General features: G+C 69.1%; 24 protein-coding genes. 21 read left to right on the top strand and 3 right to left on the bottom strand.

What is annotated here, in order from left to right; genetic code table 11:
• Nucleotides 1-115 precede the first annotated feature (115 nt).
• The 20 genes from thrB to ACIBI4_RS29225 all read left to right on the top strand — a co-directional run bounded on the left by thrB (nt 116) and on the right by ACIBI4_RS29225 (nt 20251).
• On the top strand, nt 116-1033 hold the full coding sequence (thrB, locus tag ACIBI4_RS29320; RefSeq protein WP_399207132.1) for a homoserine kinase: 918 nt from the start codon (nt 116-118) through the stop codon (nt 1031-1033).
• A 374-nt stretch (nt 1034-1407) separates the two neighbouring features.
• Nucleotides 1408-3348, top strand: coding sequence for a transcription termination factor Rho (rho, locus tag ACIBI4_RS29315; protein ID WP_399207131.1), 1941 nt, complete (start codon nt 1408-1410; stop codon nt 3346-3348).
• A gap of 367 nt (nt 3349-3715) precedes the next feature.
• Nucleotides 3716-4870 carry an LCP family protein gene (locus ACIBI4_RS29310; RefSeq protein WP_399207130.1) on the top strand — a complete coding sequence of 385 codons (1155 nt, stop codon included), beginning with the start codon at nt 3716-3718 and terminating at the stop codon, nt 4868-4870.
• A 174-nt stretch (nt 4871-5044) separates the two neighbouring features.
• Complete coding sequence (rpmE, locus tag ACIBI4_RS29305; RefSeq protein ID WP_399207129.1) at nt 5045-5266, top strand: 50S ribosomal protein L31; 222 nt, start codon at nt 5045-5047, stop codon at nt 5264-5266.
• A 105-nt stretch (nt 5267-5371) separates the two neighbouring features.
• Entirely contained in the window at nt 5372-6451 is a 1080-nt protein-coding gene (gene prfA / locus ACIBI4_RS29300; protein WP_399207128.1) for a peptide chain release factor 1, read from the top strand.
• A gap of 51 nt (nt 6452-6502) precedes the next feature.
• A complete protein-coding gene (gene prmC, locus ACIBI4_RS29295) occupies nt 6503-7348 on the top strand; it encodes a peptide chain release factor N(5)-glutamine methyltransferase (protein ID WP_399207127.1) in 846 nt (281 codons plus the stop codon).
• A gap of 37 nt (nt 7349-7385) precedes the next feature.
• Nucleotides 7386-8033 carry an L-threonylcarbamoyladenylate synthase gene (locus ACIBI4_RS29290; protein ID WP_399207126.1) on the top strand — a complete coding sequence of 216 codons (648 nt, stop codon included), beginning with the start codon at nt 7386-7388 and terminating at the stop codon, nt 8031-8033.
• Nucleotides 8030-8707: a protein-tyrosine-phosphatase gene (locus ACIBI4_RS29285; RefSeq protein ID WP_399207125.1), complete on the top strand. Its 678-nt coding sequence runs from the start codon at nt 8030-8032 to the stop codon at nt 8705-8707. The genes ACIBI4_RS29290 and ACIBI4_RS29285 overlap by 4 nt, the downstream gene beginning before the upstream one ends.
• An 86-nt stretch (nt 8708-8793) precedes the next feature.
• The gene (gene glyA, locus ACIBI4_RS29280; RefSeq protein WP_399207124.1) at nt 8794-10056 is read left to right on the top strand and encodes a serine hydroxymethyltransferase; all 1263 of its coding nucleotides are present in this window, start codon (nt 8794-8796) and stop codon (nt 10054-10056) included.
• 139 nt (nt 10057-10195) lie between these two features.
• A complete protein-coding gene (locus ACIBI4_RS29275) occupies nt 10196-11572 on the top strand; it encodes an MraY family glycosyltransferase (RefSeq protein WP_399207123.1) in 1377 nt (458 codons plus the stop codon).
• Nucleotides 11573-11822: 250 nt separating this feature from the next.
• Nucleotides 11823-12260: a hypothetical protein gene (locus ACIBI4_RS29270; protein WP_399207122.1), complete on the top strand. Its 438-nt coding sequence runs from the start codon at nt 11823-11825 to the stop codon at nt 12258-12260.
• Nucleotides 12261-12533: 273 nt separating this feature from the next.
• Nucleotides 12534-13304, top strand: a complete 771-nt coding sequence (gene atpB, locus ACIBI4_RS29265) for a F0F1 ATP synthase subunit A (RefSeq protein WP_093608359.1) — start codon at nt 12534-12536, stop codon at nt 13302-13304.
• A gap of 73 nt (nt 13305-13377) precedes the next feature.
• Nucleotides 13378-13623 carry an ATP synthase F0 subunit C gene (atpE, locus tag ACIBI4_RS29260; protein ID WP_052579491.1) on the top strand — a complete coding sequence of 82 codons (246 nt, stop codon included), beginning with the start codon at nt 13378-13380 and terminating at the stop codon, nt 13621-13623.
• A gap of 41 nt (nt 13624-13664) precedes the next feature.
• The gene (locus ACIBI4_RS29255; RefSeq protein ID WP_399207121.1) at nt 13665-14213 is read left to right on the top strand and encodes a F0F1 ATP synthase subunit B; all 549 of its coding nucleotides are present in this window, start codon (nt 13665-13667) and stop codon (nt 14211-14213) included.
• Nucleotides 14210-15031 (top strand): F0F1 ATP synthase subunit delta, encoded by an 822-nt coding sequence (locus tag ACIBI4_RS29250; RefSeq protein ID WP_399207120.1) that lies wholly within the window; start codon nt 14210-14212, stop codon nt 15029-15031. Before ACIBI4_RS29255 ends, ACIBI4_RS29250 begins: the two co-directional genes overlap by 4 nt.
• A 131-nt stretch (nt 15032-15162) precedes the next feature.
• Complete coding sequence (gene atpA / locus ACIBI4_RS29245; RefSeq protein ID WP_399207119.1) at nt 15163-16761, top strand: F0F1 ATP synthase subunit alpha; 1599 nt, start codon at nt 15163-15165, stop codon at nt 16759-16761.
• Between the two features lie 20 nt (nt 16762-16781).
• Nucleotides 16782-17699, top strand: a complete 918-nt coding sequence (locus ACIBI4_RS29240) for a F0F1 ATP synthase subunit gamma (protein ID WP_399207118.1) — start codon at nt 16782-16784, stop codon at nt 17697-17699.
• Complete coding sequence (atpD, locus tag ACIBI4_RS29235; RefSeq protein WP_399207117.1) at nt 17699-19135, top strand: F0F1 ATP synthase subunit beta; 1437 nt, start codon at nt 17699-17701, stop codon at nt 19133-19135. Before ACIBI4_RS29240 ends, atpD begins: the two co-directional genes overlap by 1 nt.
• 135 nt (nt 19136-19270) lie before the next feature.
• On the top strand, nt 19271-19645 hold the full coding sequence (locus ACIBI4_RS29230) for a F0F1 ATP synthase subunit epsilon (RefSeq protein WP_399207116.1): 375 nt from the start codon (nt 19271-19273) through the stop codon (nt 19643-19645).
• A 159-nt stretch (nt 19646-19804) separates the two neighbouring features.
• Nucleotides 19805-20251 (top strand): DUF2550 domain-containing protein, encoded by a 447-nt coding sequence (locus ACIBI4_RS29225; protein ID WP_399207115.1) that lies wholly within the window; start codon nt 19805-19807, stop codon nt 20249-20251.
• Nucleotides 20252-20317: 66 nt separating this feature from the next.
• On the opposite strand, the gene ACIBI4_RS29220 is transcribed toward ACIBI4_RS29225, so the two are convergent.
• From ACIBI4_RS29220 to ACIBI4_RS29210, 3 genes are all read right to left on the bottom strand, one after another.
• Nucleotides 20318-22156: a glycosyl hydrolase family 18 protein gene (locus ACIBI4_RS29220; RefSeq protein ID WP_399207114.1), complete on the bottom strand. Its 1839-nt coding sequence runs from the start codon at nt 22154-22156 to the stop codon at nt 20318-20320.
• A 220-nt stretch (nt 22157-22376) separates the two neighbouring features.
• Complete coding sequence (locus tag ACIBI4_RS29215) at nt 22377-23024, bottom strand: response regulator (protein ID WP_399207113.1); 648 nt, start codon at nt 23022-23024, stop codon at nt 22377-22379.
• Nucleotides 23021-24199: a sensor histidine kinase gene (locus ACIBI4_RS29210; protein ID WP_399207112.1), complete on the bottom strand. Its 1179-nt coding sequence runs from the start codon at nt 24197-24199 to the stop codon at nt 23021-23023. Before ACIBI4_RS29210 ends, ACIBI4_RS29215 begins: the two co-directional genes overlap by 4 nt.
• A 161-nt stretch (nt 24200-24360) precedes the next feature.
• On the opposite strand from ACIBI4_RS29210, the gene ACIBI4_RS29205 reads away from it, so the two are divergent.
• A complete protein-coding gene (locus ACIBI4_RS29205; RefSeq protein WP_399207111.1) occupies nt 24361-24933 on the top strand; it encodes a hypothetical protein in 573 nt (190 codons plus the stop codon).
• Nucleotides 24934-24948: the final 15 nt, after the last annotated feature.

The following is a 24948-nucleotide window of genomic DNA, read 5'->3' as shown; positions in this document are numbered from 1 at the left end:
GATCCCGTCCCGGAATCCCGTACATCCGGAGAAGGCCCGGCGAACTCCGGCACCACCACCCACAACCCGCAGTACGAACCGAACCCGCAGTACGACCAAGGAGAGTCAGCGAGCGATGGCCGGTCCCGCCTTCCGAGCCGCCGCCGTAAGGGTGCGCGTCCCCGCCACCAGCGCCAACCTCGGCCCGGGCTATGACGCCTTCGGCCTTGCGCTGGGGCTCTACGACGATGTCGTGGTGCGCGTCGCCGACTCCGGGCTGCACATCGACATCGCGGGCGAGGGAGCCGACACCCTGCCGCGCGACGAGAGCCATCTGCTCGTACGTTCGCTGCGCACCGCGTTCGACCTGCTCGGCGGACAGCCGCGCGGCCTCGAGATCGTCTGCGCCAATCGCATCCCGCACGGCCGCGGCCTCGGCTCCTCGTCCGCCGCGATCTGCGCGGGCATCATGGCCGCCCGCGCGGTGACCATAGGCGGTGACGCGAAGCTCGACGACACCGCGCTCCTGGAGCTCGCCACCGAGATCGAGGGCCACCCCGACAACGTCGCGCCGTGCCTGCTCGGCGGCTTCACGCTCGCCTGGATGGACGCCGGCGCGGCCCGTGCGATCAGGATGGACGTCGCCCCGTCCGTCGTTCCGGTGGTCTTCGTCCCCGGCAAGCCCGTCCTCACCGAAACGGCCCGCGGCCTGCTGCCGCGCAGCGTCCCGCATGTGGACGCGGCCGCCAACGCGGGCCGTGCGGCCCTGCTCGTCGAGGCCCTGACCAGGCGCCCCGAGCTGCTGCTGCCCGCCACCGAGGACCGTCTGCACCAGGAGTACCGCGCCCCGGCCATGCCGGAGAGCGCCGCCCTGGTCGAGCGGCTGCGCGCCGACGGCGTGCCCGCAGTGATCTCCGGCGCGGGCCCCACGGTGCTCGCACTGGTCGATGAGGCGACGGCCGACAAGGTCGCGCAGGTCGCGGGCGAGGGCTGGGCGGCCAACCGTCTCGACCTCGACGGCGGCGGAGCGAGCGTGTTGCCGCTTGCGTCGTGACACACGTATGCCGGAGCAGGAGAGGGGGAATGTTTGTTGGATCCGGTAGTGTTAACCTCAAGTCTGCACCCGACGTATGAATGGCGTGGTGCTTCCTGTCCCGCCTCGGGACAACCCTTCTTCCGGGAGCTTCCCCAACTGATCCGTGCACGGCACTGACCGTTGGCGAGCACGCTCCGGAACTGGCGTGACCCAGCCCAGTGACACCGCACGTACGGGTGGCACAGCCTCGGGAACCGCCGTCACCACAGATTCTTCCGCCCCGTGAGGCGGGACCACCGCCCCGGCCGGTCCGTACCAGAGGACCATCGCCGGACAGCACAACCGGTCGCCGAGCCAGACAGGCCGACGTCCGCTCCAGGGAAGGACCCTTCGTGAGCGACACCACCGATCTGATGGGCGTGACTGACAGCGCCGCGCCCGCCACGGACGCCCCTGCCGCGCCCACCACGCGGCGGCGCCGCGGTACCGGCCTCGAGGGCATGGTGCTGGCCGAGCTGCAGCAGGTCGCATCGGGCCTCGGGATCAAGGGCACTGCGCGGATGCGCAAGAGCCAGCTGATCGAGGTCATCAAGGAAGCTCAGGCCGGCGGCTCCGCCCCGGCGAAGGCGTCGGGGGACAGCACCACCGAGTCCAAGCCGAAGCGCCGCGCCACCTCCAAGGCCCGTACGGAGGCCGCCGCCGAGAAGACGGCCGCCGCCGACGAGAAGGCCGCCGAGGCCACCGCGCCCAAGCAGATCGAGATCCCGGGCCAGCCCGCGTCCGACGACGCCCCGGCCGAGCGCCGCCGCCGTCGTGCCACCGCCGAGGCCGGCAGCCCCGAGACCGTGACCGCCGAGGCCAAGGGCGAGACCAAGGCCGAGGCGAAGACGGAGCAGCAGGGCGACAAGGCCGAGGCCAAGGGCGACGACAACGCCGAGGGCCGTCGCGAGCGCGGCAACCGCCGTGACCGCGGCCGCAACCGCGACGAGCAGGGCGGCGGCAAGCAGCAGGGCCAGCGCCAGCAGCAGGGCGGCGGCCGGCAGGACCGCGACCGTGACCGTGACCGCAACAACGGTCCGCAGGACGACGACGACTTCGAGGGCGGCCGCCGCGGCCGCCGGGGCCGCTACCGCGACCGCCGTGGCCGTCGCGGGCGCGACGAGATCAACGAGCCGCAGGTCTCCGACGACGACGTCCTGATCCCCGTCGCGGGCATCCTCGACATCCTCGACAACTACGCGTTCATCCGGACCTCCGGCTACCTGCCGGGCCCGAACGACGTGTACGTCTCCCTCGCCCAGGTCCGCAAGAACGGGCTGCGCAAGGGTGACCACGTCACCGGTGCCGTGCGCCAGCCCAAGGACGGCGAGCGCCGCGAGAAGTTCAACGCGCTCGTGCGCCTCGACTCCGTGAACGGCATGGCGCCCGAATCGGGGCGCGGCCGCCCGGAGTTCACCAAGCTCACGCCGCTGTACCCGCAGGACCGCCTCCGTCTGGAGACGGACCCGGGCGTGCTGACCACGCGGATCATCGACCTCGTGTCGCCGATCGGCAAGGGCCAGCGCGGTCTGATCGTGGCCCCGCCGAAGACCGGCAAGACCATGATCATGCAGGCGGTCGCCAACGCGATCACGCACAACAACCCCGAGTGCCACCTGATGGTCGTCCTGGTCGACGAGCGTCCGGAAGAGGTCACCGACATGCAGCGCTCGGTCAAGGGCGAGGTCATCTCCTCGACCTTCGACCGTCCGGCCGAGGACCACACCACGGTCGCCGAGCTCGCCATCGAGCGCGCCAAGCGCCTCGTGGAGCTGGGTCACGACGTGGTCGTGCTGCTCGACTCGATCACGCGTCTGGGCCGTGCGTACAACCTGGCGGCCCCGGCCTCCGGCCGCATCCTGTCCGGTGGTGTCGACTCGACCGCCCTGTACCCGCCGAAGCGCTTCTTCGGTGCGGCCCGCAACATCGAGGACGGCGGCTCGCTGACCATCCTCGCCACCGCCCTGGTGGACACCGGGTCCCGCATGGACGAGGTGATCTTCGAGGAGTTCAAGGGCACCGGCAACATGGAGCTCAAGCTCGACCGCAAGCTCGCCGACAAGCGCATCTTCCCGGCGGTGGACGTGGACGCGTCCGGCACCCGTAAGGAAGAGATCCTGCTCGGCAACGACGAGCTCGGTGTCGTCTGGAAGCTGCGCCGGGTGCTGCACGCGCTCGACTCGCAGCAGGCGATCGAGCTGCTCCTGGACAAGATGAAGCAGACGAAGTCCAACGCGGAGTTCCTGCTCCAGATCCAGAAGACGACGCCCGGCGTGGGCAACGGCAACGACTGACGCCACCCCGCCTCGTACGTCACCGGCGCCCCCGTCACGATCCGTGGCGGGGGCGCCGTGCTGTGCGCGGGAAGAGCCGATGCGCCCGGGTCCTTGGTCCTGTGAGGCGGTGACGGAACGGCTACGCGCGAGACCTTCGACACAGACCGGCGCCCGTACGGGTGAACTGCGAAACTGCCGAACCCGGAGTAAATTCGCAGGTGAGAGCGGATGTCCGGGGGAGTGCGGCACAGCGGCGCGCGACCAGGTGTTTGTGGCTGTTCCACAGTTCGCTCTTAGAAACCTCTTACGCGCCTGTGCAACCCTTTTTGAGTACCGACCGTCTGACCGAACGGTGGTACTCGACCCATCGAGGACTGAGGAGCACATGCCCGACGCCAGCCATCATCTGCCCGACGACTCCGCCACGGCCGACGGCCGCAGCGGGGGCAAGGGCCGTCGGCGCAAGCCCCGCACCACCCGGCGCAAGCCCCGCAGCACGCGCCGCAAGGCCCTCGTCATCACGGCATGGACGGCGGCCGGTGTCGTCGTGCTCGGCGGCGCGGGCCTTGGCTACCTCTGGTTCAAGTTCAACGGCAATCTGCACGGCGTCGACATCAACGCCGCCCTCGGCACCGACCGCCCCGACGACGTCGACAACGGCTCGATGGACATCCTGGTCCTCGGCTCCGACTCGCGCGCCGGTGACAACGCGAAGTACGGCGGCGGCGACGGAGCGAGCGCCCGCTCGGACACGGCGATGATCCTGCACGTGTACGAGGGCCGCAAGAAGGCCAGCATCGTCTCCATACCGCGGGACACCCTGGTCACCCGCCCCGCGTGCACAACGAACGCCGGCGGCACCGACCCCGGCGGCGAGCGCAGGATGTTCAACGAGTCGTACTCGGTGGGCGGCCCCGCCTGCGCCGTGAAGACCGTCGAGTCGATGTCCGGGATCCGGATGGACCACTACGTCGAGGTCGACTTCTCGGGCTTCAAGAAGCTGATCAACACCCTCGGCGGCGTCGACATCACCACCACCAAGGCGATATCCGACCCCGACAGCCATCTGAACCTCCCCGCCGGCGAGCACACGCTCAACGGCGAGCAGGCGCTCGGCCTCGTCCGCACCCGGCACGCCGTCGGCGACGGCGGCGACCTCGGGCGAATACAGCTGCAGCAGGCGTTCATGAAGGCCCTGATCGACCAGATCAAGGACGTCGGGGTGTTCTCCAGCCCCAAGAAGCTCTACGACCTCGCGGACACCGCCACGAAGTCCACCACCGTCGACTCCGACCTCGACTCGGTGAACCGGCTGATCGGCTTCGCCAACGGTCTGAAGTCGATCGACTCCCAGGACATGCACATGGTCACGCTCCCCGTGGAGTACGACCAGCTCGACCCGAACCGCGTGGTGCCGCTGCAGCAGGAGTCCCAGCTGGTCTGGGACGCGCTCAAGGCCGACAAGGCCATCCCGGCCGCCGCCACCAAGGACTCGGCGGGCGACAAGGGTGACGCAGGCTCCTACGTGAACGGCAACTGATCCGGCCGTCCGGACACGCCGCTCCGACCTGCGAAAACACCCCCGGGAATACCTGGGCCCCCCTCCCGGTTTTGGGAGATGCGGCCAGTCCTGGCAAACTGGTACGTCGGCCCCGGTTCACGCTCCGCATCCCGCGGCGGCGACCCGGTGCCCTCCATGAACCTAGGAGACACCTTGAAGCGCGACATCCACCCCGAGTACGTCGAGACGCAGGTCAGCTGCACCTGTGGCGCGTCGTTCACCACTCGCAGCACCCTGACCGAGGGCACCATCCGTGCCGAGGTCTGCTCCGAGTGCCACCCGTTCTACACGGGCAAGCAGAAGATCCTCGACACCGGTGGCCGCGTGGCCCGCTTCGAGGCCCGCTTCGGCAAGGCCGGCTCCGCCAAGAAGTAGCGAGCCACAGCGCCGGTCCTCGGCCGCTCCTGTTCAGGGGGCGGCTGAGGACCGGCGTTTTGCTCGTCACCCCATTCTTCTTTTCTCAAGTTTCAGGAGCCGGAGATGTTCGAGGCGGTCGAGGACCTCATCGGTGAGCACGCCGATCTGGAGAAGCAGCTCGCCGACCCGTCGGTGCACGCTGACCAGGCCAACGCGCGCAAGCTCAACAAGCGCTACGCCGAGCTGACGCCGATCGTCGCCACGTACCGCTCCTGGAAGCAGCTCGGCGAGGACATCGAGACCGCGAAGGAGTTCGCGGCCGACGACCCCGACTTCGCGGCCGAGGTCAAGGACCTCACGCAGCAGCGCGAGGAGACCACCGAGAAGCTGCGCCTCCTCCTGGTCCCGCGCGACCCGTCCGACGACAAGGACGTGCTCCTGGAGATCAAGGCCGGCGCGGGCGGCGACGAGTCCGCGCTGTTCGCCGGCGACCTCCTGCGCATGTATCTGCGGTACGCGGAGCGCGTGGGCTGGAAGACCGAGATCATCGACTCCACGGAGTCCGAGCTCGGCGGCTACAAGGACGTCCAGGTCGCCGTGAAGACCAAGGGCGGCAACGGTGCGACCGAGCCCGGCCAGGGCGTCTGGGCCCGCCTCAAGTACGAGGGCGGGGTGCACCGCGTGCAGCGCGTGCCCGCCACCGAGTCGCAGGGCCGCATCCACACCTCCGCCGCCGGCGTGCTCGTCACGCCCGAGGCCGAGGAGGTCGACGTCGAGATCAACATGAACGATCTGCGGATCGACGTGTACCGCTCCTCGGGCCCCGGCGGCCAGTCCGTCAACACCACGGACTCCGCCGTCCGCATCACGCACATCCCCACCGGCGTGGTCGCTTCCTGCCAGAACGAGAAGAGCCAGCTCCAGAACAAGGAGCAGGCGATGCGTATCCTGCGCTCCAGGCTGCTCGCCGCCGCGCAGGAGGAGGCCGAGTCCAAGGCGGCGGACGCCCGCCGCAGCCAGGTCCGCACCGTGGACCGCTCCGAGAAGATCCGTACGTACAACTTCCCGGAGAACCGGATCTCCGACCACCGGGTGGGCTTCAAGGCGTACAACCTGGACCAGGTGCTCGACGGCGACCTCGACGCGATGATCCAGGCCTGTGTGGACGCGGACGCCGCGGCCAAGCTGGCCGACGCCTCCTAGGACGGCCGCAGTGACCGGCGTTTTGGCTGTGAACCCCAGGAAGGACGGCGCGTGAACCTTCTGCTCGCCGAGGTGGCCCAGGCCACCCAGCGTCTCGCCGACGCCGGCGTGCCCTCGCCGCGCTTCGACGCGGAGGAGCTCGCCGCGTATGTGCACGGCGTCAAGCGCGGAGAACTGCACAACGTCAAGGACGGCGACTTCGACGCGCGCTACTGGGAGGCCATCTCCCGTCGCGAGGCACGCGAACCGCTGCAGCACATCACCGGCCGCGCCTTCTTCCGCTACCTCGAACTGCAGGTCGGGCCCGGGGTGTTCGTGCCGCGGCCGGAGACCGAGTCCGTGGTCGGCTGGGCGATAGACGCGGTGCGGGCGATGGATGTCGTCGAGCCGCTGATCGTCGATCTGTGCACCGGTTCGGGCGCCATCGCGCTCGCCCTCGCGCAGGAGGTGCCGCGCTCGCGCGTGCACGCGGTCGAGCTGTCCGAGGACGCGCTGCGCTGGACCCGTAAGAACGTCGAGGGCTCCCGGGTCGATCTGCGCCAGGGCGACGCCCGTGACGCGTTCGGTGACCTCGACGGCCAGGTCGACCTCGTCATCTCCAACCCGCCGTACATCCCGCTCACCGAATGGGAGTATGTGGCGCCCGAGGCCCGGGACTACGATCCCGAACTCGCGCTCTTCTCCGGCGAGGACGGCCTCGACCTGATCCGCGGCATCGAGCGCACCGCACACCGGCTCCTGCGCCCCGGGGGCGTCGTCGTCATCGAGCATGCCGACACCCAGGGCGGGCAGGTGCCCTGGATCTTCACCGAGGAGCGGGGCTGGGCGGACGCGGCCGACCATCCCGACCTCAACAAGCGGCCCCGCTTCGCCACCGCGCGCAGGGCGATGCCGTGATGACCAAGACTTTTGTGTTCGAGAGGGCTGGGGAGTAATGGCACGTCGATACGACACGAACGACGCCACCGACCGCGCCACCGGCCTGCGCGAGGCCGCCTCCGCGGTGCGCCGCGGCGAGCTGGTCGTGCTGCCCACCGACACCGTGTACGGGATCGGCGCGGACGCCTTCAGCTCGGAGGCCGTCGTCGATCTCCTGGAGGCCAAGGGCCGCGGCCGCAACATGCCCACGCCCGTCCTCATCGGCTCCCCGAACACCCTGCACGGCCTGGTCACCGACTTCTCGGAGAAGGCCTGGGAGCTCGTCGACGCGTTCTGGCCCGGCGCCCTGACGCTCGTCGCGCGCCACCAGCCCTCGCTGCAGTGGGACCTCGGCGACACCCGCGGCACCGTCGCGATCCGGATGCCGCTGCACCCGGTCGCCATCGAACTGCTCACCGAGGTCGGCCCGATGGCCGTCTCCTCGGCCAACCTCACCGGCCACCCCGCGCCCGAGGACTGCGACGCCGCGCAGGAGATGCTCGGCGACGCGGTCTCCGTCTACCTCGACGGCGGTCCGACGCCCGGCATCGTGCCGTCCTCGATCGTCGACGTGACCGGCAAGGTGCCCGTGCTGCTCCGCGCGGGCGCGCTCTCCGCCGAGGAGCTGCGCAAGGTCGTCCCCGACCTCGAGGTGGCGAATTGACGGCCCCTGAGGGGCGTGGCATAGCGGCTTCTTCGAGCTTTTCGGGCATCTCGGATCTCTCCGGCCCTGCAGAAACCTTCCGCATCCTCCACGTCAGCACCGGCAACGTCTGCCGCTCGCCGATGACCGAGCGGCTGACCCGGCATGCCCTGACCCACCGGCTCGGCCTCGCGGCCGCGGGCGGTCTGATCGTCGAGAGCGCGGGGACCTGGGGGCACGAGGGCGCCCCGATGGAGGCGAACGCGGCCACGGTCCTCGACGAGTTCGGTGCGGACGCCACCGGCTTCGTCGGCCGCGAGCTGCTCGACGAGCACGTGATCCGCGCCGACCTGGTACTCACGGCCACGCGCGACCACCGCGCGCAGGTCATCTCGATGGGGCACTCGGCCGGGCTGCGGACCTTCACGCTGAAGGAGTTCACCCGTCTCGTACGGGCCATAGATCCGGCCACGCTGCCGGATCCGCTCGACGACGGTGTGGTCGAACGCGCCCGCGCGCTGGTCCGTGCTGCCGCCGCTCTACGCGGGTGGCTCCTCGCCCCGTCCATCGAGGCGGACGAGGTCCACGACCCGTACGGCGCACCCCTGACGTACTTCCGCTCGGTGGGCGAGGAGATCGACCAGGCGCTGGAGCCTGTGGTGACGGCGCTGACGGGACTGGCTGCCCGGGCGTGAGCGGTCCGCGCCGCTGACCGGGCATCCGCACTCCATTTGGATCCGCTCGACCGCCGCAGGGGCCGAATCGGTCCTACATTGGAACCATGGCGGTCGGGACCGAAGCTGCGCGCGTCAACGAGGCGGGGATCGACGCCCTGCGCCGCCAGGACCCCGAGCTCGCCGAGATCCTCCTCGGTGAACTGGAGCGCCAGAGCAGCGGTCTGCAGTTGATCGCCGCCGAGAACTTCACCTCGCCCGCCGTGCTCACCGCACTCGGCTCACCCCTCGCCAACAAGTACGCCGAGGGTTACCCCGGCGCCCGCCACCACGGCGGCTGCGAACTGGTCGACGTTGCCGAGCGGATCGCCGTCGACCGGGCCAAGGCGCTGTTCGGCGCCGAGCACGCCAATGTGCAGCCGCACTCCGGCTCGTCCGCGGTCCTCGCCGCGTACGCCGCCCTGCTGCGCCCCGGCGACAAAGTGCTCGCGATGGGTCTGACCCACGGCGGGCACCTCACGCACGGCTCGCCCGCGAACTTCTCGGGACGCTGGTTCGACTTCATCGGCTACGGCGTCGACGAGGAGAGCGGGCTGCTCGACTACGGACGCATTCGCGAACTCGCCGTCACCCACCGCCCCAAGGCGGTCGTCTGCGGCTCGATCTCGTATCCGCGCCATGTCGACTACGCGGCCTTCCGTGAGATCGCCGACGAGGTGGGCGCCTATCTGATCGCCGACGCCGCCCACCCCATCGGCCTGGTCGCCGGGGGAGCGGCGCCCAACCCTGTTCCGTACGCCGATGTCGTCTGCGCGACGACGCACAAGGTCCTGCGCGGACCGCGCGGCGGGATGCTGCTGTGCGGCGGAGACCTGGCCGAGCGCGTGGACCGGGCCGTGTTCCCGTTCACGCAGGGCGGTGCGCAGATGCACACGATCGCGGCGAAGGCCGTCGCGTTCGGCGAGGCGGCAACACCGGCGTTCACCGCGTACGCCCATCAGGTGGTCGCGAACGCGCGGGTGCTCGCCGAATGCCTCGCCGCCGAGGGCCTGGCCGTGACCACCGGCGGTACCGACACCCATCTGGTGATCGCGGACCCGGCCCCGCTCGGCGTCGAGGCCAGGGCGGCCCGCGGACTCCTGGCCGGCGCGGGCATGGTCCTCGACACCTGCGCGCTGCCCCACGACGAGACCCGCGGTCTGCGCCTGGGCACCGCGGCCGTCACCACCCAGGGCATGGGCGAGGCCGAGATGGCCCGGATCGCGGGCTTCTTCGGGGCCGCGCTGCGCGGGGTGCAGGAGCACGGGGGCCGGACCGTACGCGAAGAAGTGCGGGACATGGTGCGGAGATTTCCGCCGTATCCGGCCTGAGAGGCCGCCGGAAGGGGTAAGCGGGGTGGCATGCACAGCCAGGCGTGCAACCATCTTCGCTACCCGGAAGTCCCCAACCGTATGCCTCCGAAGCTAGGGTGTGGGGCTGAGATGGCCAGCGATACCTGTGGGGAAGCCCGTGCGTGAATACCTGCTGACGCTTTGCGTCACAGCCGCGGTGACCTATCTGCTGACCGGGCCGGTGCGGAAGTTCGCCATCGTCGCCGGTGCGATGCCCGCGGTCCGCGCGCGGGACGTGCACCGTGAACCGACACCGCGGCTCGGCGGTATCGCCATGTTCTTCGGGCTGTGCGCGGGACTCCTGGTCGCCGACCATCTCGTCGGGCTCAACGAGGTCTTCGAGAAGTCCAACGAGCCGCGGGCCCTGCTCTCCGGCGCGGCCCTGATCTGGCTGATCGGTGTCCTGGACGACAAGTTCGAGATCGACGCCCTGATCAAGCTGGGCGCCCAGATGATCGCCGCGGGCGTCATGGTCATGCAGGGTCTGACGATCCTGTGGCTGCCGATCCCCGGCGTCGGCTCGGTCTCCCTGACCCAGTGGCAGGGCACGCTGCTCACCGTCGCCCTGGTGGTCATCACCATCAACGCGGTGAATTTCGTGGACGGCCTCGACGGTCTCGCCGCCGGCATGGTCTGCATCGCGGCCACCGCGTTCTTCATGTACGCCTACCGCATGTGGTACGGCTACGGCATCGAGGCCGCCGCCCCCGCCACGCTCTTTGCGGCGATCCTGATGGGCATGTGCCTGGGCTTCCTGCCGCACAACATGCATCCCGCCCGGATCTTCATGGGCGACTCCGGCTCGATGCTCATCGGCCTGGTGCTCGCCGCCGGCGCGATCTCCATCACCGGACAGGTCGACCCGGACCTGCTCTCGGACTTCGCGGGCTCCGAGCGCGCCGCCGTGCACGAGATGGTGCCCGTCTACATCCCGCTGCTGCTGCCGCTGACGATCATCGCGATCCCGATGGCCGACCTGATCCTCGCGATCGTCCGGCGCACGTGGAACGGCCAGTCGCCGTTCGCCGCCGACCGCGGGCATCTGCACCACCGGCTCCTGGAGGTCGGGCACTCCCACAGCCGCGCGGTCCTGATCATGTACTTCTGGTCGGCGCTGATCGCCTTCGGCGCCGTCGCGTACTCCGTTCACTCGGCGTCCATGTGGATCGTCCTGCTGATCGTGGCACTGAGCGCGGTCGGTCTGGTCCTGCTCCTGCTGCCGCGCTTCACGCCGCGCACCCCGAGCTGGGCCGAGGCTTTCGTCCCGCCGCGCTACCGCCGCAGCAGGGCCACGACGGTCGTGTACGAGAGCGAACAGCCGGCCGCCGCGCCGGCCCCCGCCGCCGAGGAGCGCACGCCTGTGGGAGCCGGTGCGGGCCGCCTGAACGGGGCCACGGCGGTGGGCGGACGGGCCCGCTTCACGGACCGGTTCGGTGATCGGCTCCGTAGGGAATCCCACACCGCCGCTTCCGAAGTCACCTCAAAACGGCCATAGGGAAACGGGCATTACCACGCATTGAGTGCAAAGTCCCGCCCAGACGCGCGCATTACCTCTCATGTGTGACGGCCAGCACACTTCGCAGGTAAAGACCTCATCAAATAGTTTGTGATACGGTTCACGAGATCCCGGGGTAGAGCCGAAAGACCGTAGTGCGACGGTCCGTTGGCGAAAAGAGAGATCTTTGCCCGGGTCTACGCTCGACCATGACGACACTCGTCCCCAGCAAGTAAGCGGAGTTGCCGCCATGCCGTCTCTCGACGCACGGATCCTGCTGCCCATCGCCCTTCCGACCGCCGCCGCCGGTGCAGTCACCGCGGTCGTCGGCGCAGTGGTCGACGGGGGTACCGGAGCGCTCGGCGGGATCATCGGCGCGCTCGTGGTGATCGTGTTCATGGGCGCCGGAATCCTGGGTCTGCAGTACACGGCCAAGCACTGGCCGAGTCTGTTCCAGGCCATGGGGCTCGCGCTCTACGTCACCTTGCTGCTCGTGCTGTTCGTCTTCGTGGCGGTCTTCAAGGACACCACGGCGTTCAACCCCAAAGTCTTCGCAGCCGCCATCATCGTCTGCACCCTGACCTGGGTGGTCTCGATGGCAGTCGCGCACAAGAAGGCCAAGATCTTCTACATCGACCCGGGGCATTCCGATGCTTCGAAGAGCGAGAAGACGGGCTCTTCCTCATGAGGGGTAGGGCCGGGATAAAGAGCCGTCGCAGACCCTGCTATCGTCCGGTGCCAACTGCGGCACTGCGGGCGCGGGCACACGAGCTGACGCCTGTTCCATCGCGAGGCTCAACGCCTGATTGCCGCCCCCACATCCGAAACACCAGTCCGGTGCCGACTCGCGGCTGCGCGCCGCGCCGACACAACGAGGTTGCCGTACCTATGCGTCACGCCGAAGGAGCCCGCGGTGAGTGCTGACAAGACCCAGCTCGCCTTCGACTGGAGCTGTCGGATCATGGCCGACAACGGCTGTGGCTTCCCGGCGCCGGGCCTCCACTCGTTCCTCTTCAAGCCGATCTTCACCATCGGCGGGTTCGAGTTCAACAAGATCATGCTGCTGGCGCTGCTCAGCACGCTCGTGGTCGTCACGTTCTTCACCCTTGCCTTCGGCAAGGCGAAGATCGTGCCCGGCAAGCTCCAGCTGCTCGGCGAGATGGGCTACGACTTCGTCCGCCGCGGCATCGTGTACGAGACCCTCGGAAAGAAGGAGGGCGAGAAGTACGTCCCCCTGATGGTCTCGCTGTTCTTCTTCATCTGGATCATGAACATCTGGTCCGTGATCCCGCTGGCCCAGTTCCCGGTCGCCGCGTCCATCGCCTTCCCGGCCGTGCTCGCCGCCATCGTCTACCTGGTCTGGGTGCCGCTGACCTTCAAGCGCCACGGGTTCGTGGGCGGCTGGAAGAACGTCACGGGTTACGACCCGTCGCTCGGCCCGATCAAGTGGCTCGTCTCGTTCATCGAGTTCTTCTCGAACCTGCTGGTGCGCCCGTTCACGCACGCGGTCCGACTCTTCGCCAACATGTTCGCCGGTCACCTGATGCTGGTGATGTTCACCGTCGCCTCCTGGTACCTGCTGAACAGCTGGCTCATCCCCGCTGCCGGCGTCTCCTTCATCATGACGATGGGGATGATCGTCTTCGAACTCTTCGTGCAGGCCGTCCAGGCGTACGTCTTCGTGCTCCTCGCCTGCTCGTACATCCAGGGCGCCGTCTCCGAGCACCACTGAGCCAGCCCCGCCCACCCCTTAGACGCCCGGTGGCCAACCCCCACCGGTCCATGAAAGAGAAGGAAGTAACGGCATGTCCGCGACTCTCGAGCTCGCCGCCCTCACCGGTGACATCAAGGCCCTCGGCTCCATCGGCTACGGCCTCGCGGCCATCGGCCCCGGTGTCGGCGTCGGCATCGTGTTCGGTAAGGGCACCGAGGCCCTGGCCCGTCAGCCCGAAGCTGCCGGCCTGATCCGCGCCAACCAGATCCTCGGCTTCGCCTTCTGTGAGGCCCTCGCCCTCATCGGCATCGTCATGCCGTTCGTCTACGGCTCCTGATCGCCTGAGACGAACAGTCCCATCCGACGAAAGGCACTGATGTGATCGCCAACCTGATTCAGCTGGCGGCCGAGGAAGAGCAGAACCCGCTCATTCCTCCCGGCCCCGAGCTGCTCGTCGGCACCATCGCCTTCGCCATCGTGTTCTTCTTCTTCTGGAAGAAGCTCATCCCGAACATCAACAAGGTTCTGGAAGAGCGCCACGAGAAGATCGAAGGTGGCATCGAGAACGCCGAGGCCATGCAGGCCGAGGCCCAGTCCGTTCTCGAGCAGTACAAGGCCCAGCTCGCCGAGGCCCGTCACGAGGCCGCGCGTCTGCGTCAGGAGGCGCAGGAGCAGGGTGCCCAGCTCATCGCCGAGATGCGGGCGGAAGGCCAGCGGCAGCGCGAGGAGATCGTCGCCGCGGGTCACGCCCAGATCGAGGCGGACCGCAAGGCCGCGTCCTCCGCGCTGCGCCAGGACGTCGGCACGCTCGCCACGACCCTGGCCGGCAAGCTCGTGGGTGAGTCGCTCGACGACCACGCCCGCCAGAGCCGCGTGATCGACCGCTTCCTCGACGAGCTCGAGGAGAAGGCCGAGGCGACTCGATGAGTGCGCACGGAGCCAGCCGCGAGGCACTGGCCGCCGGACGCGAGCGTCTCGACGCGCTGACCGACAACACCTCGGTCGACGCGGCGAAGCTCGCCGACGAGCTGGCCTCGGTCACCGCGCTGCTCGACCGTGAGGTCTCGCTGCGTCGGGTCCTGACCGACCCGGCGCAGTCCGGAGAGGCCAAGGCCCAGCTCGTCGAGCGGCTGCTCGGCGCCCAGGTCAGCGGTGAGACCGCCGACCTGGTGGCGGGCCTCGTGCGGTCCCGCTGGTCGGCACCCCGCGACCTGGTCGACGGGCTCGAAGAGCTCGCGAACACCGCGGACCTGACCGCTGCGCAGAAGACGGGCAAGCTCGACGGCGTCGAGGACGAGCTGTTCCGGTTCGGCCGGATCGTCTCCTCGAACACCGAGCTGCGTGCGGCGCTGACCAACCGCACCGCGCCGAAGTCCGCCAAGGGCGAGCTCCTTCGCAGCCTGCTCGGCGGGCGCGCGGAGCAGGTCACCGAGCGTCTCGTCACGCGACTGGTGACCGCGCCGCGTGGACGTAGCCTGGAAGCGGGACTCGAGTCCCTCTCCAAGCTCGCCGCGGAGCGCCGCAACCGCATGGTCGCGGTCGTCACCTCGGCGGTGCCGCTGTCCGACGCGCAGAAGCAGCGTCTGGGCGGTGCACTGGCGAAGCTGTACGGCCGTCAGATGCACCTCAACCTCGACGTGGACCCCGCGGTCCTCGGCGGGATCCGGGTGCAGGTCGGCGACGAGGTCATCAACGGTTCGATTCAGGACCGCATCGATGACGCCGCCCGCCGCGTGACCGGCTGACACAAACTGAACTAGCAAGACCGGCGGCCCGGTTGGGCCGTGCAGAGGATTCACCTCTTTGTGGGGGGAGTCCGATCAGGAACACCCCCCAAGTGAAACTTCGGGCCCAACAAGGAGAGCAGGGAACCCAGATGGCGGAGCTCACGATCCGGCCGGAGGAGATCCGGGACGCACTGGAGAACTTTGTCCAGGCGTACGAGCCGGACGCGGCCTCGCGCGAGGAGGTCGGTACGGTCACCCTTGCCGGCGACGGCATCGCGAAGGTCGAGGGCCTTCCCTCGGCCATGGCCAACGAACTGCTGAAGTTCGAGGACGGCACCCTCGGCCTCGCGCTCAACCTCGAAGAGCGTGAGATCGGTGCCATCGTCCTCGGCGAGTTCAGCGGCATCGAGGAGGGTCAGCCGGTGCAGCGCACCGGTGAGGTCCTCTCTGTCGCCGTCGGTGACGGCTACCTCGGCCGCGTCGTCGACCCGCTCGGCGCCCCGATCGACGGCCTCGGCGAGATCGAGTCCACCGGCCGCCGCGCCCTCGAGCTGCAGGCACCGGGCGTCATGGTCCGTAAGTCGGTGCACGAGCCGATGGAGACCGGCTACAAGGCCGTCGACGCGATGACCCCGATCGGCCGCGGTCAGCGTCAGCTGATCATCGGTGACCGCCAGACCGGCAAGACCGCCCTGGCCGTCGACACGATCATCAACCAGCGCGACAACTGGCGCTCGGGCGACGTGAACAAGCAGGTCCGCTGCATCTACGTCGCCATCGGCCAGAAGGGCTCGACCATCGCCTCCGTGCGTGGCGCCCTGGAAGAGGCCGGCGCGCTGGAGTACACGACCATCGTCGCCGCCCCGGCGTCCGACCCGGCGGGCTTCAAGTACCTGGCGCCCTACACCGGCTCGGCCATCGGCCAGCACTGGATGTACGAGGGCAAGCACGTCCTCATCATCTTCGACGACCTCTCGAAGCAGGCCGACGCCTACCGCGCCGTGTCCCTGCTCCTGCGCCGCCCGCCGGGGCGCGAGGCCTACCCGGGTGACGTCTTCTACCTGCACTCCCGTCTGCTCGAGCGCTGCGCGAAGCTCTCGGACGAGATGGGCAAGGGCTCGATGACCGGTCTGCCGATCGTCGAGACGAAGGCCAACGACGTCTCGGCGTTCATCCCGACCAACGTCATCTCCATCACCGACGGCCAGTGCTTCCTGGAGTCGGACCTCTTCAACGCCGGTCAGCGCCCCGCGCTGAACGTCGGTATCTCCGTCTCCCGAGTCGGTGGTTCCGCGCAGCACAAGGCGATGAAGCAGGTTTCCGGCCGCCTCCGCGTGGACCTCGCCCAGTTCCGTGAGCTGGAGGCCTTCGCCGCCTTCGGTTCCGACCTGGACGCCGCGTCGAAGTCGCAGCTGGAGCGCGGTCAGCGCATGGTCGAGCTGCTCAAGCAGGCTCAGTACCAGCCGATGGCCACCGAGGACCAGGTCGTCTCCGTCTGGGCCGGCACCACCGGCAAGATGGACGACGTTCCGGTCGAGGACATCCGCCGCTTCGAGAAGGAGCTCCTCGAGTTCCTGCACCGCAAGGAGCAGGGCCTCATGACCTCCATCAAGGAGGGCGGCAAGATGTCGGACGACACGCTGACCGCCGTCGCGGACGCCATCACCGAGTTCAAGAAGCAGTTCGAGACCTCGGACGGCAAGCTGATCGGCGAGGACGCTCCGGCCGCCGTCAACGTCTCCAAGTGACGACGGAAGGGACCTGACTCATGGGAGCCCAGCTCCGGGTCTACAAGCGTCGCATCCGGTCCGTCACCGCGACGAAGAAGATCACCAAGGCGATGGAGATGATCGCCGCCTCGCGTGTCGTCAAGGCGCAGCGCAAGGTGGCGGCCTCCACGCCGTACGCGACCGAGCTGACCCGCGCGGTCACCGCGGTGGCCACGGGTGCGAACGACAAGCACCCGCTGACCACCGAGGCCGAGTCGCCGACCCGGGCCGCGGTGCTGCTTCTTTCGAGCGACCGCGGACTCGCCGGCGCCTTCAACTCCAACGCCATCAAGGCCGCGGAAACGCTCACGGCGAAGCTGCAGGGCGAGGGCAAGGAGGTCGACACGTACATCGTCGGCCGCCGTGGCATCGCGCACTACAACTTCCGTGAGCGCAAGATCGCCGGCACGTGGACGGGCTTCACGGACGAGCCCGCCTACGGCGACGCCAAGGAGATCGCGGCGCCGCTGATCGAGGCGATCGAGAAGGAAACGGCCGAGGGCGGCGTGGACGAACTCCACATCGTCTACACCGAGTTCGTCTCGATGATGACGCAGAACGCGGTCGAGGCGCGGCTGCTGCCGCTCAGCCTCGAAGAGGTCGCGGTAGAGGCGGGCACGAAGGACGAGATCCGCCCGCTGTACGACTTCGAGCCGTCGGCGGAGGACGTCCTCGACGCCCTTCTGCCGCGCTACGTCGAGAGCCGTATCTACAACGCGCTGCTGCAGTCGGCTGCTTCCAAGCACGCCGCCACGCGCCGCGCGATGAAGTCGGCCACCGACAACGCCGGGGATCTGATCAACAATCTGTCCCGGCTTGCCAACGCGGCCCGCCAGGCCGAAATCACCCAGGAAATCAGCGAGATCGTCGGTGGCTCTGCAGCCCTGGCCGACGCTAGCGCGGGGAGTGACAAGTAATGACCACCACTGTTGAGACGGCGACGGCGACGGGCCGTGTCGCCCGTGTCATCGGCCCGGTCGTCGACGTGGAGTTCCCCGTCGACGCGATGCCCGACATCTACAACGCCCTGCACGTCGAGGTCTCCGACCCGGCCAACGCGGGCGAGAAGAAGACGCTGACCCTCGAGGTCGCCCAGCACCTGGGTGACGGCGTGGTCCGCGCGATCTCGATGCAGCCCACCGACGGTCTGGTCCGCCAGGCCCCGGTGACCGACACCGGCGACGGCATCACCGTCCCGGTCGGTGACTTCACCAAGGGCAAGGTGTTCAACACGCTCGGCGAGGTGCTGAACACCGACGAGGAGTACACCGGCGAGCGCTGGTCGATCCACCGCAAGGCCCCGAACTTCGACGAGCTCGAGTCGAAGACGGAGATGTTCGAGACCGGCGTCAAGGTCATCGACCTTCTCACCCCGTACGTCAAGGGTGGAAAGATCGGTCTGTTCGGTGGTGCCGGCGTCGGCAAGACCGTGCTGATCCAGGAAATGATCTACCGCGTGGCCAACAACCACGATGGTGTGTCGGTGTTCGCCGGTGTCGGCGAGCGCACCCGTGAGGGCAACGACCTCATCGAGGAAATGGCCGAGTCGGGCGTCATCGACAAGACCGCGCTGGTCTTCGGTCAGATGGACGAGCCGCCGGGCACGCGTCTGCGCGTGGCCCTTGCCGGTCTGACCATGGCGGAGTACTTCCGCGATGTGCAGAAGCAGGACGTGCTGTTCTTCATCGACAACATCTTCCGCTTCACGCAGGCCGGTTCCGAGGTCTCGACCCTGCTCGGCCGTATGCCCTCCGCGGTGGGTTACCAGCCGAACCTGGCCGACGAGATGGGTCTCCTCCAGGAGCGCATCACCTCGACCCGTGGTCACTCGATCACGTCCATGCAGGCCATTTACGTGCCCGCGGACGACCTGACCGACCCGGCCCCGGCCACCACCTTCGCCCACCTCGACGCGACGACGGTTCTGTCCCGTCCGATCTCCGAGAAGGGCATCTACCCGGCCGTGGACCCGCTGGACTCGACGTCCCGCATCCTCGACCCGCGGTACATCGCGGCGGACCACTACTCCACCGCCATGCGCGTCAAGGGGATCCTGCAGAAGTACAAGGACCTCCAGGACATCATCGCGATCCTCGGTATCGACGAGCTCGGCGAGGAGGACAAGCTCGTCGTCCACCGTGCCCGTCGCGTGGAGCGCTTCCTGTCCCAGAACACGCACGTCGCCAAGCAGTTCACCGGCGTCGACGGTTCGGACGTGTCCCTCGACGAGTCGATCACCGCGTTCAACGCGATCTGCGACGGCGAGTACGACCACTTCCCGGAGCAGGCGTTCTTCATGTGCGGTGGCATCGACGACCTGAAGGCTGCCGCCAAGGAGCTGGGCGTCTCCTGAATCACGCGCGGCTCACCGCTGTGAGCTGCAGTGACTTCCGCAGGGGGCGGGCGCGTCCCGCCCCCTGCGAAACGCCCACTAGAATTCGACCCAACACCCGGCATCACCGCCGGGTGGTGATCCGAGGAGCCAACCTTGGCTGCTGAGCTGCACGTCGAGCTGGTCGCCGCCGACCGCCAGGTCTGGTCCGGCGAGGCCACCCTGGTCGTGGCGCGCACCACGTCCGGCGACATCGGCGTCATGCCCGGTCACCAGCCGCTGCTCGGTGTGCTGGAATCGGGCCCGGTGACCATTCGTACGAGCGCGGGTGAGACCGTGGTGGCCGCTGTGCACGGCGGTTTCATCTCGTTCGCGGACAACAAGCTCTCGCTGCTGGCCGAGATCGTCGAGCTGGCGGACGAGATCGATGTCCAGCGCGCCGAGCGTGCCCTGGAGCGGGCGAAGTCGGCGGCGGACGCCGGTGCGGAGCGTCGCGCCGATGTACGTCTGCGGGCCGTCGCCACGCGCTGACGGGCTGCGCCGGGACAGTATGTGACTCAGCCGCGGCCGGGACTGGTTTTCGCCAGTACCGGCCGCGGCTGAGGTGAATGCGGGACAAAGTCGGTTGCGGAACGTGACGAGTTCGGGTTCCGGTTCTGGTTCGAGTGCGAGTCGAGGAGGTCGGTGCTGATGGTCCTCGCTCTGCTTGTCTGCGGACTGGTCGTCGCCCTGGTGCTTGTGGGGCTCTTCGTGTTCGGTCTGCGCCGGCGGCTGATCCAGCGGTCCGGCGGCACCTTCGACTGCTCGCTGCGGTGGAACGCGCCCGCGGGCGGGGATTCCTCCGGCAAGGGCTGGAGCTACGGGGTCGCGCGGTACTCCGGGGACCGGATCGAGTGGTTCCGCGTCTTCTCGTACGCGCCTCGGCCCCGGCGCGTCCTGGAGCGGGCCGCGATCGAGGTCGTCGACCGGCGCGCGCCCGACGGCGACGAGGAGGTCGCGCTCCTCTCCGACGCGATCGTGCTCGGCTGCACCCATCGGGGTACGCGCCTGGAGCTGGCCATGTCGGAGGACGCGCTCACCGGTTTCCTGGCCTGGCTGGAGGCCGCTCCGCCCGGCCAGCGGGTGAACGTGGCGTAGGGCCAAGAAGCCGAAGCCACAGGGGGCAGACCCGTGGCTCCGGCTTCGTGTGGGGGGACCCGGGGGTCAGCCGAGGCCTGTGCGGATGGCCGAGACGAGTTCGCCGTTCGAGGTGTCTCCGCTGAACTCCCAGAAGAACGCGCCGCCGAGCCCCTGGTCCTTGGCCCAGTTCATCTTCGACGCGATCGTCGCCGGAGTGTCGTACGACCACCAGTCACTGCCGCAGTGCGCGTACGCCGTCCCGGCCACGGTGCCGTTCGCCGGACACTTGCCCTTGAGGACCTTGTAGTCCTCGATGCCCGCCTCGTACGTACCGGCCGCGGGCCCGGTGGCGCTGCCGCCGGGTGCCGCCTGGCTCACGCCCGTCCAGCCGCGGCCGTAGAAGCCGATGCCGAGCAGCAGCTTCGAGGCCGGGACGCCCTTGCCCTTGAGCTTCGCGATGGCCTGCGCCGACGTGAAGCCGTCCTGCGGGATGCCGGCGTACGGGGTGAGCGGGGAGTGCGGGGCCGTCGGGCCGGTCTTGGCCCAGGCGCCGAAGAAGTCGTACGTCATCACGTTGTACCAGTCGACCGAGGCCGCGGCGCCGCCGTAGTCGGCCGCGTCGATCTTGCCGCCCGAGGTCGCGTCCGCCGTGATCGCGGCCGTCACCAGGTTGTCCGGGCCGAACTTGGTGCGCAGCGCGGACATCACGTTCTTGAAGGCCGCGGGCCCGCTGGTGTCACAGGTCAGACCGCACGCGTTGGGGTACTCCCAGTCGATGTCGATGCCGTCGAAGACATCGGCCCAGCGCGGGTCCTCGACCAGCTTGTAGCAGGACTCGGCGAACGCGGCCGGGTTCTGCGCCGCCTGGCCGAAGCCGCCCGAGTAGGTCCAGCCGCCCACCGAGTACAGGATCTTGATGTGCGGGTACTTGGCCTTCAGCTTGCGCAGCTGGTTGAAGTTGCCGCGCAGGGGCTGGTCCCAGGTGTCCGCCACGCCGTCCACGGACTGGTCGGCCGTGTACGCCTTGTCGATGGCCGCGAACGAGTCGTCCATCGTGCACTGGCCGTTCTTGACGTTGGCGAAGGCGTAGTTGATGTGCGTGATCTTCGACGCCGAGCCGGAGCTCACCAGGTTCTTGACGTGGTAGTTGCGGCCGTAGACGCCCCACTCCACGAAGTAGCCCAGGTTGATCTTGTCCCCGGGGTCGGGGTTGCCGCCGCCGCCCGTGGTCCGCACCGCGCGGGCGCCGCTGACCGGACCGGTCTGGTCGGCGGTGTCGCGGGCCTGGACCGTGTACGAGTAGTCGGTGCCGGCGGTCAGGCCGGTGTTCGTGTACGAGGTGCCGGTGACCGTCGCGACGACGGAGCCGTCGCGCAGGACGTCGTAGTTCTTGACGCCCTTGTCGTCGGTGGCCGCGCCCCAGCTCAGCTTCACCGAGGTGTCGGTGATGTCGGAGGCGGTGGGGGTGCCGGGCGCGCTGGGCGCCGCGTCACCGGGGACCGAGCCGCCGTCGCAGCTCGCGCCGTTCAGCTTGCAGTTGGCGGGGGAGCCGGAGCCCGAGCCGTTGAACCCGAAGGAGACCGAGGCGCCGGGGGCGAGCGTCCCGTTCCAGCCGAGGTTCTTGGCGGTCCAGTGGTTGCCCGAGCTGGTGACGGTGGCGTCCCAGGCCGAGGTCACCGAGGTGCCGGAGGGGAAGTCCCATTCGACGGTCCACGACGATATCGACGTGGTGCCGGTGTTCTTGACGGTCCACTTGCCTTCGAAGCCGCTGCCCCAGTCCTGGGTCTTGGCATACGTGGCGGTGGCGTCGGCCGCCGCCGCGGCCGGGGTGGCGAGGCCGACGAGCGCCGCCAGGGGGAGGACGAGCGTGGTGAGGCCCGCGATCAGTCTGTGTCGTGCTCGGGGGGTGGGTCTGAAGCGCATCGAGCGCCTCCTGCCGTGAGGTCCGGACATATGGGGGTGGGACCTGCGCTGCCCTGAGCACGATGGGGCGTGTGCTCACCGCAAAGTGAGGTGAGCGTAGAAAGGTCTGGACCTTACGTCAATAGGTCTGGACCACTGGGGAGTTGAGATCCGGCCGTTTTCGACAGGAAGTTTCCGCAGTGTCCGTACGCGGGTTCGGCGGACGACACCCGGCCGTCGCTCAGATACCCAACTCCTGTGCGAGCACGGCGGCTTGGACCCGGCTGCGCAGCTCCAGCTTCGCCAGGAGACGGCTGACATGCGTCTTCACGGTCGCCTCCGCCATTTCCAGCTTCCGCGCGATCTCCGCGTTGGACAGCCCCTGGCCGAGGCACGCGAGCACCTCGCGCTCGCGCCGTGTGAGCGCGTCGAGGAGCGCGGGATCGTGGGCGGCGGACCCACCGCGTACGGGCTTCGCGGCGAACTCCGCGATCAGCCGGCGGGTCACCGCGGGCGCGATCAGACCTTCGCCGCGGCCGACCGTACGGACCGCGTCCAGAAGGTCCTTGGCCTCGGTGTTCTTCAGAAGGAAGCCCGAGGCGCCCGCACGCAGCGCCCCGAAGACGTACTCGTCGAGGTCGAAGGTCGTCAGGACGAGGACGTCCGCGAGACCCTCCGCGACCACCTGTCGCGTGGCCGAGACGCCGTCGAGCCGGGGCATCTGGATGTCCATCAGGACCAGGTCCGGGCGCAGCTCACGGGCGAGCGCCACCGCCTGCTCCCCGTCGGCCGCCTCGCCGACCACCTCTATGTCGGGCGCGCTGCGCAGGATGAGCACCAGACCGGCTCTCACGGCCGACTGGTCCTCGGCGACCAGGACGCGGATCATGCGGACTCGCTTTCTGTGACGGGGAGTTCGGCGCTCACCAGCCAGATCTTTCCGTACGTGGAATCCTCGGGGCCCGCACGGAACGTGCCGCCGAGCAGTGCCGCCCGCTCGCGCATGCCCACGAGCCCGGCACCGGAACCAGGGGCGCGCGGACCGTCGACGGCGCCGACCGGGCTGGTGATCCGGAGGGTCAACCGGCCGTCCGCCTGCCCGAGTTCGACGCGTACGACACCGCGGGCGGCGTGCTTGAGCGCGTTGGTCAGGGACTCCTGGACGATCCGGTACGCGGCCATTTCCACGGGCGCGGGCAGGGCGGGGCCCGTGGTGCGGTTGTCTTCGAGCGTGACGTCCAGGCCGTTGGTACGGGCCTGGCCGAGGAGCGACCCCAGACCATCGAGGGTCGGGGCGGCGGCCGGTTCGAGGTCGCCACTGCTGTCGCGCAGGATGCCGATCAGCCGGCGCATCTCGGCGAGGCCCTCGACGCTGTTCTCCCGGATCACCGCGAGCGCGTCCCGCGTGGTGCCCGGGTCGTCGAGGGAGAGCGCGGCCGTGGAGTGGATGGCGATGGCGGACAGGTGGTTGGCCACCATGTCGTGCAGCTCGCGGGCCATGCGCGCGCGCTCGGCGGTGACGGCCTGGGCGCGGTCCATCTCGGCGAGCAGCGCGGTCTGCTGCGCGCGCAGCTCCGCCGCCTCGGCCGCCTTGCGGTGGTTGCGCACGGCGGAACCGGTGATCGCGGGGGTCAGCGTGACCAGGGCGACCACGGCGCCCAGGAGCAGTGCCTCGGCCTCGCGGAAGACCAGCAGGTACGTGACGGTCGACAGGGCGGTGACCACCCCCGCGGCGAACGGGATACGGCGTGCCATCCCGTCGCCGCCGTACAGGACGGCCGCGTAGACGAGGTCCGCGAACATCGTCGTCGTGGCCACATTGCCCTGCGTGCACTGGTCGAGGGCGAGCACCAGCGTGCCGAGCGCCAGTACTGCGCCGGGGTGGGTGCGGCGGAAGACCTCCAGGACGGCCATCAAGGAGAGCGGCAGCAGCACCCAGGCGCCGCGCAGGGCCGCGGCACCCGTGAGGTTCATGTGGATGCCGAGGGCCCAGAACAGCAGCCCTACGCCAAAGCTGACCAGGGCGATCAGCACATCGTGCGGGTGCGGGCGCGCTCGGTTCATGGGTCCATCCAACACGCAGGCGCCCGCGGGGCCCTCCGTACCGGGGCCGAACCCGCACTGCATCCTTCGATGTACTCGCGGTTCGTCATCGACGACGACGATCGGCGCCGTGGCGCACGGGACTCTGGAAGGGACCGAAGGGGCCGAGAAGAGGAGTTCCCGTGATCGTCACGCTCATCATCATCTGCGAGGTCGGCTTCTGGGTGCTGCTCGCTGCCGGTCTCGCCCTGCGCTACTGGGCGAAGAAGCCACGCGCGAGCATCGCGGTACTGCTCTGCGAACCGCTGCTCGAAGTCGTCCTCTTCGTGGTCACGGCGATGGATCTGCGCAACGGTGCCGAGCCCGACTGGAAGCACGGCCTGGCGGCGGTCTACATCGGCTACTCGATCGCGCTCGGCCACTACACGATCAAGTGGGTCGACGTCCGCGTCGCCCACCGCTTCGCGGGCGGCCCGGCGCCGGTCACGCCCAAGTACGGCATGGCCCGTGCGGTGCACGAGTGGAAGCTCGCCGCCCGCTGGATCCTCGCCGCGGCGATCGCCATGGCCCTCCTGCAGGGCGCGATCTGGTACGTCGGCCCGGACGGGGCGACCTCGTCGCTGGAGCAGTGGCAGTCCAGGATGCTCTTCCTGATCGGCATCAACGTGCTCATCGCCGGCGCCTACACGCTGTTCCCGAAGCAGGCGCCGGTCAGCGCCGGGATGACGGAGGAGCGCGAGCTCACCAAGCGGTGAACCCGCGCTCCACAG

This window comes from Streptomyces sp. NPDC050418 (assembly GCF_044458745.1).
GTDB lineage: Bacteria > Actinomycetota > Actinomycetes > Streptomycetales > Streptomycetaceae > Streptomyces.
The sequence above is the reverse complement of the archived record's forward strand: the minus strand, read 5'-3'. Positions and strand labels throughout refer to the sequence as shown.